Raw genomic sequence first — 14,558 nt, 5'->3', positions numbered from 1 at the left:
CAAAAGGGAAACCCTGCCCGCACGAGCCGGAGGCGGCTGGTCGTGCGGGCAGGGTGCGGGTTCCGCCGGCGCGTACGGGGGGAGAACGCGCCGACGGTCCGGGTTCGGCCTGGGGGTTGGGTTCAGGCCGGAACCAGGTCTTTCTCTTGCGGGCCCGGTGCTTCGGGGGCGGCGGGGGCCAGGTGGTCCTCCACCATGGCCTGCTCGTCGAAGGGGATCTCGCGATCCAGCACGGCGCGGACGCGGGCCGGGTCGATGGTCTTGGTCCAGGTGCCGATCAGCAGCGTGGCGACCGCATTGCCCGAGAAGTTGGTCAGCGCACGGGCTTCCGACATGAACCGGTCGATGCCGACGATCAGGCCGACGCCGTCCAGCAGTTCGGGTCGATGGCTCTGCAGGCCGCCGGCCAGCGTGGCCAGGCCCGCGCCGGTGACGCCCGCCGCGCCCTTGGAGGCCACGATCATGAACAGCAGCAGGCCGATCTGCTCGTGCCAGGACAGCGGCTTGCCCATGGCGTCGGCCACGAACAGGGTGGCCATGGTCAGGTAGATGGCGGTGCCGTCCAGGTTGAACGAATATCCGGTCGGGACGACCACACCCACGGTGGTGCGGTCCACGCCGACGTGCTCCATCTTGGCGATGAGCCGCGGCAGCGCCGACTCCGAGGACGAGGTGGCGAAGATCAGCAGGTACTCCCGCGCCAGGTAGCGCACCAGCTTGAAGATGGAGTTTCCGGCCACCAGCCGCAGCAGCAGGCCCAGCACGCCGAAGATGAAGACGACGCAGGTGAGATAGAAGGCCACCATCAGCAGCGCCAGCTGCTTGACCGCGTCGAGTCCGGTGCGCGCCACCACATTCGCCATGGCGCCGAACGCGCCGATCGGGGCGAGCCACAGGATCATGGTGAGAATCCGGAACACCAGCTTCTGCACCGACGCGACCCCGCGCAGGATCGGCTCGCCCGCGGTGCCCATGGCCTGGATGCCGAAGCCCACCAGCAGCGCCACGAACAGCGCCTGCAGCACCTTGCCCGAGGTGAGCGACGACAGCAGGGTGGTCGGCACGATGTCCTCGACGAACTGCCAGGTGCCGCCCGCCGCCTTGGCGTCGGTGGCGTACTTGGTGATCTCCTTCGCGTGGGCGGCCACGTTCAGCCCTGAACCCGGGTGCAGCAGATTGCCGACCAGCAGGCCGATGGCCAGCGCCACCGTGGACATGATCAGGAAGTAACCGATGGCCAGGCCGCCGACCTTGCCGACCTTGGCGGCCGCCCGCACCGAGCCGATGCCGAGCACGATGGTGCAGAAGATGACCGGGGCGATCATCATCTTGATGAGGTTCACGAAGATCGTGCCGAGCTCGCCGACGCTCTTGCCGACGCCCGGGGCCAGCCAGCCGACCAGGACGCCCGCGACGACGGCCACGATGACGGCCAGATAGAGCCAGTGGGTACGGTCTCGGCGCTGTCGGGTTGTCGTGTCGCTCATCTCGCTGGTGCCTCCGGGTCAGTGCCCGCATGACGTTTGCTCCACGCGGGTGTTCGGAGAGAATCATGATCCGGTGAGTGACGCGGGTCACTGTTTCGTAAATTATGTTCATGAAGTACCCGGAGGAATCGTGAGAGGTCGAAGAACCCGGGCCCGCCGTACGCTGGCCGGGCAGGTGTTCGTGGTGCAGGTGCTGGTGCTGGCGGTGGTGATCACCGCCGCGTCGATGCTGGCGTTCCTGCAGACCCGCCGGGTGCAGGACGACGCCACCCGTGCGGAGGTCATGGATACGGCGATCGCGGTGGCGCAGTCGCCCTCGACGCTGGCCGGGGTGCGAACCCCGGATCCGACCGCCGCGCTGCAGCCGGTGACCGAGGCCATCCGCAAGGCGACGGGTATGGACTTCATCGTGGTGATGGCCCCGGATCGGACCCGCTACACACACACCGAGACCGACCGGATCGGGAAACCCTTCAGCGGCAACATCGATCGCGCCCTGGCGGGGGAGACCTTCACCGAGACCTTCACCGGCACGCTCGGCCCGTCGATTCGCGCGGTCACCCCGGTGCGCGATGCGGACGGCCGGATCGTCGCGCTGGTGTCTGCGGGCGTCACCCGCACCCACATCGGCGAACAGGTACGCGCCCAGCTACCGCTCATCCTGGCCGCGGCGGCGGGCGGCCTGGCGCTGGCCATGATGAGTTCGCTGTTGTTGCGGCGCAGGCTGTTACGGCAGACGCACGGCCTCGGGCCCGCCGAGCTGCGGGCCATGTACGAGCATCACGACGCGGTGCTGCACTCGATCCACGAGGGGCTGCTGGTGTTCGACAGATCCGATGAGCACGCCGAGGTGGTCAACGATCAGGCGCGGCTGCTGCTCGATCTGCCGGACGGGCCGATCACGCGCGCGGATCTGCCGGTGTCGTTGCAGCGCTTGGGAACCGGCGTGGTCCGTGACGAGATGCACGTGACCCCGGACCGGGTGCTGGTCGTCAACCAGGATGTGGTGGAGCACGCCGGACGCCGCATCGGCACCGTGCTCACCCTGCGCGACCACACCGAATTGCGGGATGTACTGGGCGAATTGGATTCGGTGCGCGGCTTCGCCGAATCGCTGCGCGCCCAGGCCCACGAGGCCGCCAATCGGCTGCACACCGTGGTCACCATGGTGGAGCTGGGCCGCCCGCGCGAGGCGGTGAACTTCGCGACCGCGGAACTCGAACTGTCCCAGGCCCTCATCGACCGGCTCACCGGCGCGGTGGCCGAACCGGCGGTGGTGGCGCTGCTGCTGGGCAAGGTGGAGCAGGCCGCCGAGAACGGGGTGGAGCTGACCGTCACCGGTGACACGCTGCTCGACACCACCGACCCGCTGACGCCGCACGAGATGGTCACGCTGCTGGGCAATCTCATCGACAACGCCCTGGACGCGGTCGGGCACGACGAGGACGCGTGGGTGGAGGTGACGGTGCGGCGGGACGGGCCGGAGCTGTACGTCCGGGTGGCCGACAGCGGCCCGGGCATGTCGGAGGAGTTGTTCACCCGCGCCACCGAACGGGGCTATTCCACCAAGACCGACCACCACGGGCTGGGCCTGGCGCTGGTACGCCGGTTGGTCGCCAGGCATGCCGGCGAGTTGCGGGCCCGGCGGGAACCGGAATCCGCGGTGATCGTGAGGTTTCGGCGATGAACGCCGCGCCGGCATCGGCGATCCGCGTGCTGATCGTCGAGGATGAGCCGAAAATCGCTGCGGCACATCGCTCTTACGTGGAGCGGGTGCCGGGCTTCACGGTGGTCGCGGTGGCGCACACCGGTCGCGACGCCATCACCATCGCGAAAAGGTCACAATCTTCAGGCGTCCCCGTTGATCTGGTGCTGATGGATATCGGGTTGCCGGATATGAGCGGGCTCGCCGTCGCCGCGGCGCTGGCGGGACTGCGGCCGCGGCCGGACGTCATCGCCGTCACCTCGGCACGCGATCTGGCCATGGTGCGCTCCGCCGTCTCGCACGGCGTGGTGCTGTATCTGTTGAAGCCCTTTACCTTTGCGGCCTTCCGCGAGAAGCTGGACCGCTACGTCGAATACCGGGCGGCGCTGCCGGCCGGCGAGACGGCGGTGTCGCAGCAGGACATCGATCGCGCCTTCGGTGTGCTGCGCACTCCGGATCAGCGACCCACCTCGCCGAAAGGTATTGCGCCGCAGACGATGGACGAGGTGTCGCGGGCGGTGCGGGCCGCGCCGGACGGGCTGTCCGCGGGTGAGGCGGGGCGCGCGGTGGGTGTGTCCCGGGTGACGGCGTGGCGGTATCTGGAGCGGATGGCCGAGGACGGCGTGGTGGAACGGCGAACAGACTACGGTCGGACCGGGCGCCCGCAGGTTCGCTATGTGTGGTTTCGCTGAGCCCGGTTTCGCTCCCGGTTTGCACTCGAGGCCTGGTGATGGGAACCACGCGGTCGGTTGCGGCGGAACCGACTGCTCATGATGTAACGGTGGCCACCTTTCGGTCCGGCCAGGTGCTGTAACAGGGACTAGGTTTCAAGATATGTAGCTGCGAAGTTCTTCGAGGCATTGATTAGCGGGGCAAACGTGCAAATGGTCGGCAAACGGTTGGGTTCGCCGGATCCGAAACGACACCTGTGGGTGCTGGGGTTGATCGCGCCCGGGTGTGCGTTACTGCCGTCGCAGCTGGTGTTGCACACCAAGCTGGAGGTGTTCTGGTGGATCGGACCGATCATCATCCTGATCGCCATTCCGTTCCTGGACTGGGTTGTCGGGGACGACGGAACCAATCCGCGCGACGAGGACTACGAATTACTCTCCAATGACCGGTACTACCGGTGGTGCACCTATATGTTCCTGCCGATCCAGGTGGTCGGCCTGATCATCGCCGCCTACATGTGGGCCGGCGACGATCTGTCCGTCGTGGACAAGCTCGGGCTGGCGGCCACTCTCGGGTTCGTCAGCGGCATCGGCATCAACGCCGCCCACGAACTCGGACACCGGGTCGAGCAATTGGAGCGCTGGCTGTCGAAAATGGCACTGGCGCAGTCGGCCTACGGGCATTTCTTCGTCGAGCACAACAAGGGCCACCACGCGCGCGTCGCGACGCCCGACGATCCGGCCAGCGCCCGCATGGGTGAGTCGCTGTGGGAGTTCCTGCCCCGCAGCGTGATCGGTGGCTTCCGGTCGGCAATCCATCTCGAAGGAGAGCGGCTGCGCCGCAAGGGACACCGCTGGTTCAGTGTCCACAACCACATCCTGCAGGCCTGGGCTATGACCGTCGTGCTGTTCGGCGGGTTGCTGGCGGTCTACGGCTGGCGGGTGCTGCCGTATCTGCTGCTGCAGGCGGTGATCGGCGCGGGCCTGCTCGAAACCGTCAACTACGTAGAACATTACGGCCTGCTGCGACGCAAGCGGCCGAATGGCAACTGGGCCCGCTGCTCGCCGAGCGACAGCTGGAACAGTGACCGGCTGGTCACCAATATCTTCATGTTCCACCTGCAGCGGCACAGCGACCACCATGCCAATCCGGGCCGGCGGTACCAGACACTGCGCAGCTCCGAGGAGGCGCCGCAGCTTCCAGCGGGCTACGCGACCATGATTCTGCTGGCCTTGTTCCCGCCGCTGTGGCGCTACGTCATGGATCCGCGCCTGCTCGCCCACTATTCGGGCGACGTGAGCCGGGCCAATATCCAACCCCGTAAGCGGGAGCGCATCCTCGCCGAGTACGAGTACCAAGCCGCCGCGTAGGGTTTGAGGGAAGCAGCCGACCAGGAGAGGCAGATGACGACCGCAGTGTCCAGCAAGATGACGCCTGACGTCCGCAATGGGATCGACTACAAGGTGGCGGACCTGTCACTGGCCGACTTCGGCCGCAAGGAGATTCGCCTGGCCGAGCACGAGATGCCGGGCCTGATGGCGCTACGTCGCGAATACCACGACGTGCAGCCGCTCAGGGGTGCCCGCATCTCCGGCTCGCTGCACATGACCGTGCAGACCGCCGTGCTGATCGAGACCCTCGTCGCGCTCGGCGCCGAGGTCCGGTGGGCCTCCTGCAACATCTTCTCCACCCAGGACCACGCGGCCGCCGCGGTCGTGGTCGGCCCGCACGGCACCGTCGACGAGCCCAAGGGCACTCCCGTCTTCGCCTGGAAGGGCGAGACCCTGGAGGAGTACTGGTGGGCCGCCGATCAGATGCTGACCTGGCCGGGCGAGCCCGCCAACATGATCCTCGACGACGGCGGCGACGCCACCATGCTCGTGCTGCGCGGCGCGCAGTTCGAGAAGGCCGGCGTGGTCCCGCCCGAGGACGACACCCACTCCGCCGAATACAAGGTCTTCCTGAACCTGCTGCGCGCCAGCCTGGAGACCGACAAGGGCAAGTGGGGCAGGATCGCCGAGAGCGTGCAGGGCGTCACCGAGGAGACCACCACCGGCGTGCTGCGGCTGTACCAGTTCGCCGCCGCGGGTGAGCTGGTGTTCCCGGCGATCAACGTCAACGACTCGGTCACCAAGTCGAAGTTCGACAACAAGTACGGCACCCGTCACTCCCTGATCGACGGCATCAACCGCGGCACCGACGTGCTGATCGGTGGCAAGAAGGTCCTGATCTGCGGCTACGGCGACGTCGGCAAGGGCTGCGCGGAGTCGATGGCCGGGCAGGGCGCGCGCGTCCAGGTCACCGAGATCGACCCGATCAACGCGCTGCAGGCGCTGATGGACGGTTTCGACGTTGTCACCGTGGAGCAGGCGATCGGCGACGCCGACATCGTCATCACCTCCACGGGCAACAAGGACATCATCCTGCTCGACCACATGAAGGCGATGAAGGACCAGGCCATCCTGGGCAACATCGGCCACTTCGACAACGAGATCGACATGGCCGCCCTGGAGCGTTCGGGCGCCGACCGGCTGAACATCAAGCCGCAGGTCGACCTGTGGACGTTCAAGGAGTCGGGCAAGTCGATCATCGTGCTGTCCGAGGGCCGCCTGCTCAACCTGGGCAACGCGACCGGGCACCCGTCGTTCGTGATGTCGAACAGCTTCTCCAACCAGGTCATCGCCCAGATCGAGCTGTGGACCAAGCCCGACGAGTACGACAACGAGGTCTACCGCCTCCCCAAGCACCTGGACGAGAAGGTCGCCCGCATCCACGTGGAGGCCCTGGGCGGCACGCTGACCAAGCTCACCAAGGACCAGGCCGAATACATCGGCGTGGACGTCGAAGGCCCCTACAAGCCCGAGCACTACCGCTACTGAGCGGAAACCGTCCGTAGCAGCTGAGGATTCGGCCGGTCACCTTCGGGTGGCCGGCCGATTTCGTCGACAGTTCCGGGGCGGAAACGACTGTGCCGCCGACCCGTTCGGGTCGGCGGCACAGGGATCGGCGGCCCGCTATTTGATGCAGATGTCGATCAGGGGGACCCACTTGCCGCCCTGGATGGTGCAGATGGCGGCGCTGAGGAGTTCGCCGGCGCTGGAGCCGGTGCCGGCGACATTGCTGGAGCCGGAGTTGCTCGACAGGGAGGATGCCGAGCCGGAGTCGGCCACCGGGGCGGCCTGGTCGGCGGTGGCGGGTTCGAGGGTGACGGGGGCGGCGGTGGCGGTACCGGCCGTGGAGAGAGCGGCGGCGGTGATCGCCACGGCGGCCAGGGCGGCACGCGGACCGTGGTGTGCGAGACGGGATTTCATCAGGGTTGCGCTCCTTGCAGGGGGAGTGTTGCCCGGGACCCTACAAGAGTTGAAGGGCGCGCGTTTCGGATTTGCGTGGCTTATTTGCGGAAGGACCTCGGGAGGAGGTAGCCCTTCTCCTGCATGACGTCGCGCGCGCGGTTCGGATAGTCGGTGATCAGGCCGTCCACGCCCTGGTCGAGCGCCAGTCCGATGGTCGCCTTGTCGTTCACGGTCCAGGGGATCACCCGGATGCCGAAACCGTGCGCTTCGCGGATGTACTCGGCGGTCGTGGTGAGCTTGAAGTACTTGTCGCCGACCTTCGCGTCGGCGTTCCAAGGATCCACATAGGCGGGCGAGGCGATGTTCGCGCCCAGCGCCCTGATCGCGTCGAGCGGGTCCCCGGCATGTTCCTCGTAGCTGATCGGGCCCAGCCACGGGCTGTTCGGCGCGAAGGTGGTCTCGTCGTAGAGCGCGACCGTGGGGATGGCGGAGTTCTGCGCCTCCACCAGCGGCAGGCTGCTCCAGTCGAAGCTCTGGATCTCGATCTTGCCCAGGGCCCCGGCCCGTTCGACGGCGCCGAGGATGACGTCGACGAATTCCCTGGGCGTGGCGGACTGTTCGGGGTGCGCGGCCTCGATCTTCGTCTCGATGTTGTAGCGCACCGTGTCGAACGCGCCCGGGTGACTCTTCACCACGTCGAACAGTTCCGGCAGCGTGGCGATCCGGTTGCCCGGAAGTTCCTGCGCCGCTGGGAATCCCGCGAGTTTCTTGCCGCAGTCGAGGGTGCGGATCTGGGCGTAGGTCAGGTCGTGGACCAGCTTGCCGACGTAGGGGAACCGGGGATCACCGGGGGAGACCGGGGCGGTGTCGGCGCACTTCTCGGCCTGGATGACCGGGTCGTGCCAGATCACCGGCGTTTTGTCCGCGGTGAGCACGATATCGAGTTCCAGGGTGGTGACGCCCAGTTCGACGGCCTTGGCGAAGCCGGGCAGCGACTCCTCGATGGTCATGCCGCGGCCGCCGCGGTGGGCCTGTAGATCGAAGGGGCGGAGTGGATCGGCCACGACGACCGGGTTCGTGCCGCTGGAGTTGTTGCCGCAGGCCGTCGGCCCGATGGCGGCAATCGCTACCGCGAGGATCGCAAAAGCTCTCTTGAACTGCGCTGACCTCGCGTATCCAGCAGTCATGGCCGGACTATAGCAATCGAATGGCTACAAAAATCTGGGCCTTCCGAACAAACGGGATCCCGCCGGGGCGGACCGCACCTGATTCGGTACTCTCGCGGCATGGGTGCACTGGTTCCGGTGGAAGGGCTCGACGGCGCGGGCAAACGCACGCTCACCGACGCCGTTGTCACCGCCCTGCGCGCCCGCGGGCTGCGGGTCGCCACCCTGGCCTTCCCGCGCTACGGCGTCTCCGTACACGCCGACCTCGCCGCCGAGGCCCTGCGCGGCGGTCATGGAGATACCGCTCGGTCTGTGAATGCCATGGCGCTGCTGTTCGCGCTCGACCGCGCCGACGCCCGCGACGAGATCTCGAAACTGCTGGCGGACAACGACATCGTGCTACTGGACCGCTATGTCGCCTCCAATGCCGCGTACTCCGCGGCCCGCATGGAACAGGACGCGCACGGCGAAATCGTGGCCTGGATCGAGGAATTGGAGTTCGAGCGCTTCGGATTGCCCGCCCCGGATGTCCAGATTCTCCTGGATGTTCCGGTCGATGTGGCCGAGGAACGCGCGCGCCTGCGCGGCGAAGCCGATGCCGCACGGGCTTTGGACGCTTACGAGAAAGACGGGGGACTGCAGCGTCGCACCGGTACTGTCTACCGTGAGCTGGCCGAAATCAACTGGCACGGACCGTGGTGGGTGCATCGGAGCGGTGACGATCCGGCAACACTGGCCGCGCGCCTCGCGGAAATTATTGCTGGATAGGGTTGGATGTGCGCCGACAGGTCACGAGTGTTGGCGTGGCGGCCGAATCAGAGCCGGAGAGGTGACAAACTAGACGTTATGAAGCCGAAGATTCTGGTCGTCGACGACGATATGGCTCTCGCGGAGATGCTCACGATCGTCTTGCGGGGTGAGGGTTTCGACCCCCACGTCGTCGGTGACGGCACGCAGGCGCTGACAGCGGTCCGGGAGCTGCGTCCGGATCTCGTGTTGCTGGATCTCATGCTGCCCGGCATGAACGGCATCGACGTATGCCGGGTGCTGCGAGCCGATTCGGGAGTGCCCATCGTGATGCTGACGGCGAAGACCGACACGGTCGACGTCGTCCTGGGTTTGGAAAGTGGCGCGGACGACTACATCGTCAAGCCGTTCAAGCCGAAGGAGCTCGTGGCGCGGGTGCGGGCCCGCCTGCGCCGCACCGAGGAGGAGCCGCAGGAGCTGCTGTCCATCGCCGACATCGTCATCGATGTGCCCGCGCACAAGGTGACTCGCGGCGGGGCGCAGATCTCGCTGACTCCACTGGAGTTCGATCTGCTGGTGGCGCTGGCCCGCAAGCCGCGCCAGGTGTTCACCCGTGAGGTGCTGTTGGAACAGGTCTGGGGCTATCGGCACGCCGCCGACACCCGCCTGGTCAATGTGCACGTCCAGCGGTTGCGCGCCAAGGTGGAGAAGGATCCGGAGAACCCTGAGATCGTGCTGGCCGTCCGAGGTGTGGGCTACAAGGCCGGACCGCCGTGATCGCTGGCTCCAGAAACCGCGTTCAGCGGTGGCTGGCGGTAGCGGTGGCCTGGTTCCGCAATCTGGGCGAGCAACTGGGCCACGTGTGGCGGCGTTCGCTGCAGTTGCGTGTCGTCGTGTCCACACTCACCCTGTCGCTGATCGTCATCACGATTCTGGGCGTCGTGCTCACGAGTCAGATCACCGACCGGTTGTTGGACGCGAAGATCAACGCGGCCGTCGAGGAGATGGGCCGCGCCCGCAACACCGTTCAGAACCAACTGACCGGTGTGCACGATTCGGGCACTCAGCAGAGTCGCCTCGACGACGCCCGCCGCGCGCTGTTCAGCAGCGCCGGCGGGACCCAGACCGGCGGCGCCGCAGGCAGTTACGAGGCGGCCCTGGCCATGACGGGCGACAGCGGGCAGGAGATCACCTCGGGCGCCATCCAGGAGATTCCCGCCGAGCTACGCCAATTCGTCAAGCAGCGGCAGGTCTCCTATCAGTTCGCCACGGTCTCCAGCCCGGATGGGTACAAGGGCTCGGCGCTGATCATCGGCAGCCCATCGGCCGATATCGACTCGCTGGAGATCTATCTGATCTTCCCGCTCACCAATGAGCAACGGAGTCTGTCGCTCATGCGCGGCACCATGCTCATCGGTGGCATCGTGCTGCTGGTGTTGCTGGCCGCCATCACGGCGCTGGTGACGCGACAGGTGGTGCTGCCCATCAGATCCGCGGCGCGGATCGCGAGTCGGTTCGCCGATGGACGGCTCAAGGAGCGCATGCTGGTGCGCGGTGAGGACGACATGGCGAGGCTCGCCATGTCGTTCAACGAGATGGCCGAGAGCCTGTCCAACCAGATCACCCAACTCGAGGAGTTCGGAAATCTGCAGCGCCGCTTCACCTCCGACGTCAGCCACGAACTGCGCACGCCGTTGACCACGGTGCGCATGGCGGCCGACCTCATCCACGGATCCAGCGACGACCTGGACCCGGCGCTGGCGCGCTCGGCCGAACTGCTCGTGAACGAACTCGACCGCTTCGAGGGACTGCTCAACGACCTGCTCGAGATCAGCCGCCACGACGCGGGCGTGGCCGAGCTGCAGGTGGAATCGCTGGACGTGCGCATGTGCGCGCGGGCCGCGGTCTCCACGGTGCGGCACCTGGCCAAGGAGTCCGGCGTCGAACTGGTGGTGGACATGCCCGAGGAACCGCTGGTGGCCGAGGTGGATCCGCGCCGCGTCGAACGCGTGCTGCGCAACCTGCTCGCCAATGCCATCGACCACAGCGAGGGCAAGCCCGTGCTCATGCGCATGCGCGGCGACGTGGACGCCAATGCCGTCGCCATCGTGGTGCGCGACCAGGGCGTGGGCCTGCGGCCGGGCGAGGAGAAGCTGGTGTTCAACCGCTTCTGGCGCTCGGACCCGTCACGCATGCGCCGCTCCGGCGGCACCGGCCTCGGCCTGTCCATCAGCGTCGAGGACGCCAACCTGCACGAGGGCAAGCTCGAGGCGTGGGGCGAGATCGGTGTGGGCGCGAGCTTCCGGCTCACCCTGCCACTGGTCCGCGGCCGCAAACTCGGCACCAGCCCACTCTCGTTGGAGCCGCCCAAGATTCGCGGCGCGGTCTCGCCCGAGCAGCTGGCCCTCGACATCGCGGGCTCGGACACTGCTCAGCCGACCATCGCCGCCGTCGCGCCGGTGCTCGAATCCGGGCCCGGCGCAGTGGAACCGGGCACCACGGGCCTGGACGACGTCGGGGCCGAACCCCCCGAAGCACCGACCGCGGAAATCGGCGACGGGGAACGGGGATTCGAGGCCATCGCCCCGGAGTTCCCCTCCACCACCGGGACTGGTGACGGAACCACTGCCGGGTCCGAGAACGGCACTGCCGCCAGGTCCGGGAACGGCACCGCTGGTGGGTCTGAAAACGGCACTGCCGCTGGGTTCGAGAACGGCACTGCCGCTGGGTTCGAGAACGGCACCGCCGCTGGGCCCGAGAACGGCACCGCCCACGAGGCCGAAGCCGCCTCCGACGCCGCCAACGGGAAAAACCATGCCGCCGACAATGATTCCGCCGGTTCCGGCGGAACCGGTTCCGGCGGAACCGGTTCCGGCCGTGACAACTCCGGCGGCTCCGTGCCGGCCACCCAGGGGGACGGCCAATCATGAGGAGGCCGTCCGCGGGCCTGCGCCGGGCCCTGGTGATGCTCGGCTGCCTGCTCAGTGTCAGCGGGTGCGCGAGCCTGCCGGACTCCTCGGCACCGCAGGCGCTGGGCAGCCTGGACCACCAGCCCACCAGTGCCTCGCCGCTCCCGCCCGCCGCCGGGCGGGAGCCCGAGCAGCTGCTGCTGGACTTCATGGCCGCCACGGCCGATCCGTCCGACCGGCATCAGGCGGCCCGGCAGTTCCTCTCGCCCGCGGCGAATGTGCAGTGGGACGACGCGGCGTCCACCAGCATCGTGGACTCGCAGCCCAATACGCTGCGGGAGTCCCGCAACGGCGACTCCGCCACCTACGTAATCCGGGCGCGCAAGCTCGGCGAGCTGTCGTCGGACGGCTCCTACCGGCCCGGTGACGGCACCCTGGAGACCAAGGTCGACATGGAGAAGATCGACGGCGAGTGGCGGATCAAGGATCTGCCGCCCGGCGTGATCGTCGAACAGGCCGCCTTCGCCAAGTCCTACCACCGGTATTCGCTGTTCTTCCCGAACCTGGCCGGGCAGGCCATGGTGCCCGACCTGCGCTGGATCTCCGCCCGCAAGGACCAGCTGGCGCAGCGGCTGCTCGGCCTGCTCGCCCAGGGACCCCAGTCCGCGCTCGCGCCCGCCGTGCGCAACCCCATGGGCGCGCCGGTCACGCTGCGCGGGCCGATCACCAGGGCCAATGGCGATGCCGACAATGTCGGCGTCGGCGGCGGCGGGCTGAGCGTCGACTTCTCCGGCGCCACCCTCGACGCGCCCACCCGCGACGTGATGGCCGCCCAGATCGTGCTCACCCTCTCCGGCGCCGACGTGCTCGGCCCCTACCTGCTCAACGCCGACGGCAAGCCGCTCGACGACAAGTACGCCGGCGGCTGGCAGCGCGCCGATGTGGATGCCCGCAGCCCCGACACCATCGCCCGCAACCGGGCCGGCATGCACGCCGTGCGCGACGGGTCGCTGGTGGCGATCACCAACGGCGGCATCACCGCTGCCCCGGGCTTCTTCGGAGCCACCCACACCCTGCAGTCGGTGGGACTGTCGCCGGACGGGCAGCTGGTCGCCGCCGTCGCCAGGTCCGGCCGCCCGGACCCCGAGCCCGAGCGCACGCTGATCATCGGAACCTATGACGGCCAGGGCTTCCCGGTCGCCACCGGCGGCACCTTCACCCGGCCCACCTGGCCTGCCGATGGCAGCTCGGCCTGGTCGGTGGTGGACGGCAACCGCGTGATCCGGGCCGTGCACGACCGCACCACCGGCAATGTCTCGGTGCAGGACGTCGACATCGCGGAACTGACCGCGGCGGCGGCCAATTCGACCTCGCCGCGCGCGCCCATCACCGAGCTGCGCATCTCGCCGTCCGGGGCGCGGGCGGCCCTCATCGCCAACGGCAAGGTGTACGTGGCGGTGGTGGTGCCGCAGCCGAACGGGAAGTTCTCGCTGTCCTCGCCGCTGCCGCTGGCCATCGGGCTGAGCACGCCCGCGGTGTCCATCGACTGGCTCAGCGACGAGAAGGTCGTGGTGGGTCGCGACGGCAGTGTGGACCCGGTGGCCGGGGTGCTGGTGGACGGCTCCGAGTACCGCGCCCAGACCTCCCAGAACCTCACCCCGCCGGTGCGCGTGCTGAGCGCCTCACCGGACCAGGAGTACGTGGCCGACTCCCGCGCGGTGCTGGAGCTGACCCGCAATCCCGAAGGGCGCGAGGACTACTGGCGCGAAGTTCCGGGTCTGGGGGCCAACGCGGTGCCGGTGCTGCCCGGCTAGGCGCACACTGAGAGACATGGGGGAACTGCTGGATCTGATCCTGCCACACGCCTGCGGCGGGTGCGAGCGGGCCGGGACGGGGTGGTGCGCGGACTGCGCCGCCGCGCTGTCGGGTCCGCCCATCCGGATCCGTCCGCGCGCCGATCCCGGGGTGCCGTGCTGGGCGCTGGCCGGCTACGCGGGCGCGCCGCGGCGGGCCGTGCTGGCGGTCAAGGAGCAGTGCCGCTGGGACCTGGCGCGGCCGCTCGGCGCCGGATTGGCCAGGGGGCTGGATCATTTGCGGGACACCGCCCGCCCGCTGGTGCTGGTGCCGGCGCCCAGTCGCGGGTCCGCCGCCCGGCGGCGCGGGGGAGATCCGGTGGTGCGTGCCGCGAACATCGCGGCGAGTTGGCTACCCGGTTGCCGAATGGTACGTCTGTTGCGCATGCGGCCAGGTGTGCGCGACTCGGTGGGCCTGGGACACCGCGATCGCCAGCACAATCTGCACGGGCGGATCATCGTAGCCACCACCCGCCCGCCGGGTGCCCTGTTTCCGGCAAATGCCGAGGTAGTGGTGATCGATGACGTGTTGACCACGGGTGTCACGGTGCGGGAATCGGTGCGTGCGCTGGCTGAGGCGAGGGTGACTGTTCGTGCCGTGCTGGTTACTTGCGCGGCTTGATTCTCCGAAATTTGCGTGAACACTGGCGGACGGGTCGCTGGCGCACTAGGTTGGCGATCAGACACCCGAACCGCAAGTTTGGAGGTGGCGCCTCGGACTTATGT

11 protein-coding genes and 1 pseudogene are annotated in these 14,558 nt (G+C 68.1%); 9 read left to right on the top strand and 3 right to left on the bottom strand.

Features of this window, described 5'->3' with window-relative positions; translation table 11 throughout:
- Positions 1–122 precede the first annotated feature (122 nt).
- A complete protein-coding gene (locus tag ACQP1O_RS35825) occupies positions 123–1,487 on the bottom strand; it encodes a cation:dicarboxylate symporter family transporter (protein WP_433562768.1) in 1,365 nt (454 codons plus the stop codon).
- Between the two features lie 226 nt (positions 1,488–1,713).
- On the opposite strand from ACQP1O_RS35825, the gene ACQP1O_RS35820 reads away from it, so the two are divergent.
- The 4 genes from ACQP1O_RS35820 (at position 1,714) to ahcY (ending at position 6,743) form a co-directional block, all read left to right on the top strand.
- Positions 1,714–3,174 (top strand): sensor histidine kinase, encoded by a 1,461-nt coding sequence (locus ACQP1O_RS35820; RefSeq protein ID WP_433567902.1) that lies wholly within the window; start codon positions 1,714–1,716, stop codon positions 3,172–3,174.
- Positions 3,171–3,884, top strand: a complete 714-nt coding sequence (locus ACQP1O_RS35815; RefSeq protein WP_433562767.1) for a response regulator — start codon at positions 3,171–3,173, stop codon at positions 3,882–3,884. The genes ACQP1O_RS35820 and ACQP1O_RS35815 overlap by 4 nt, the downstream gene beginning before the upstream one ends.
- A gap of 192 nt (positions 3,885–4,076) precedes the next feature.
- On the top strand, positions 4,077–5,234 hold the full coding sequence (locus ACQP1O_RS35810; protein WP_433562766.1) for an alkane 1-monooxygenase: 1,158 nt from the start codon (positions 4,077–4,079) through the stop codon (positions 5,232–5,234).
- 33 nt (positions 5,235–5,267) lie between these two features.
- Complete coding sequence (gene ahcY, locus ACQP1O_RS35805) at positions 5,268–6,743, top strand: adenosylhomocysteinase (RefSeq protein WP_433562765.1); 1,476 nt, start codon at positions 5,268–5,270, stop codon at positions 6,741–6,743.
- Positions 6,744–6,878: 135 nt separating this feature from the next.
- Here the strand turns inward: ahcY and ACQP1O_RS35800 are convergent, their stop codons facing one another.
- Positions 6,879–7,175, bottom strand: coding sequence for a hypothetical protein (locus ACQP1O_RS35800; RefSeq protein WP_433562764.1), 297 nt, complete (start codon positions 7,173–7,175; stop codon positions 6,879–6,881).
- Between the two features lie 80 nt (positions 7,176–7,255).
- Positions 7,256–8,344: a glycerophosphodiester phosphodiesterase family protein gene (locus tag ACQP1O_RS35795; RefSeq protein WP_433562763.1), complete on the bottom strand. Its 1,089-nt coding sequence runs from the start codon at positions 8,342–8,344 to the stop codon at positions 7,256–7,258.
- A gap of 99 nt (positions 8,345–8,443) precedes the next feature.
- Between ACQP1O_RS35795 and ACQP1O_RS35790 the strand changes: the two genes are divergently transcribed.
- The 5 genes and pseudogenes from ACQP1O_RS35790 to ACQP1O_RS35770 all read left to right on the top strand — a co-directional run bounded on the left by ACQP1O_RS35790 (position 8,444) and on the right by ACQP1O_RS35770 (position 14,454).
- Positions 8,444–9,091, top strand: coding sequence for a dTMP kinase (locus tag ACQP1O_RS35790; protein WP_433562762.1), 648 nt, complete (start codon positions 8,444–8,446; stop codon positions 9,089–9,091).
- A gap of 78 nt (positions 9,092–9,169) precedes the next feature.
- Positions 9,170–9,847 (top strand): MtrAB system response regulator MtrA, encoded by a 678-nt coding sequence (gene mtrA, locus ACQP1O_RS35785; RefSeq protein WP_433562761.1) that lies wholly within the window; start codon positions 9,170–9,172, stop codon positions 9,845–9,847.
- Positions 9,844–11,436 (top strand): annotated as a pseudogene (gene mtrB / locus ACQP1O_RS35780) (MtrAB system histidine kinase MtrB); the annotation flags it as partial. The gene mtrA and the pseudogene mtrB, both read left to right, overlap by 4 nt.
- Before the next feature lie 560 nt (positions 11,437–11,996).
- Complete coding sequence (lpqB, locus tag ACQP1O_RS35775; protein WP_433562760.1) at positions 11,997–13,793, top strand: MtrAB system accessory lipoprotein LpqB; 1,797 nt, start codon at positions 11,997–11,999, stop codon at positions 13,791–13,793.
- A 16-nt stretch (positions 13,794–13,809) separates the two neighbouring features.
- Positions 13,810–14,454 (top strand): ComF family protein, encoded by a 645-nt coding sequence (locus tag ACQP1O_RS35770; RefSeq protein WP_433562759.1) that lies wholly within the window; start codon positions 13,810–13,812, stop codon positions 14,452–14,454.
- The last annotated feature ends 104 nt before the right edge of the window (positions 14,455–14,558 follow it).

Origin of the sequence: Nocardia sp. CA-151230 (genome assembly GCF_050942175.1) — a bacterium.
Lineage (GTDB): Bacteria > Actinomycetota > Actinomycetes > Mycobacteriales > Mycobacteriaceae > Nocardia.
The sequence above is the reverse complement of the archived record's forward strand: the minus strand, read 5'-3'. Positions and strand labels throughout refer to the sequence as shown.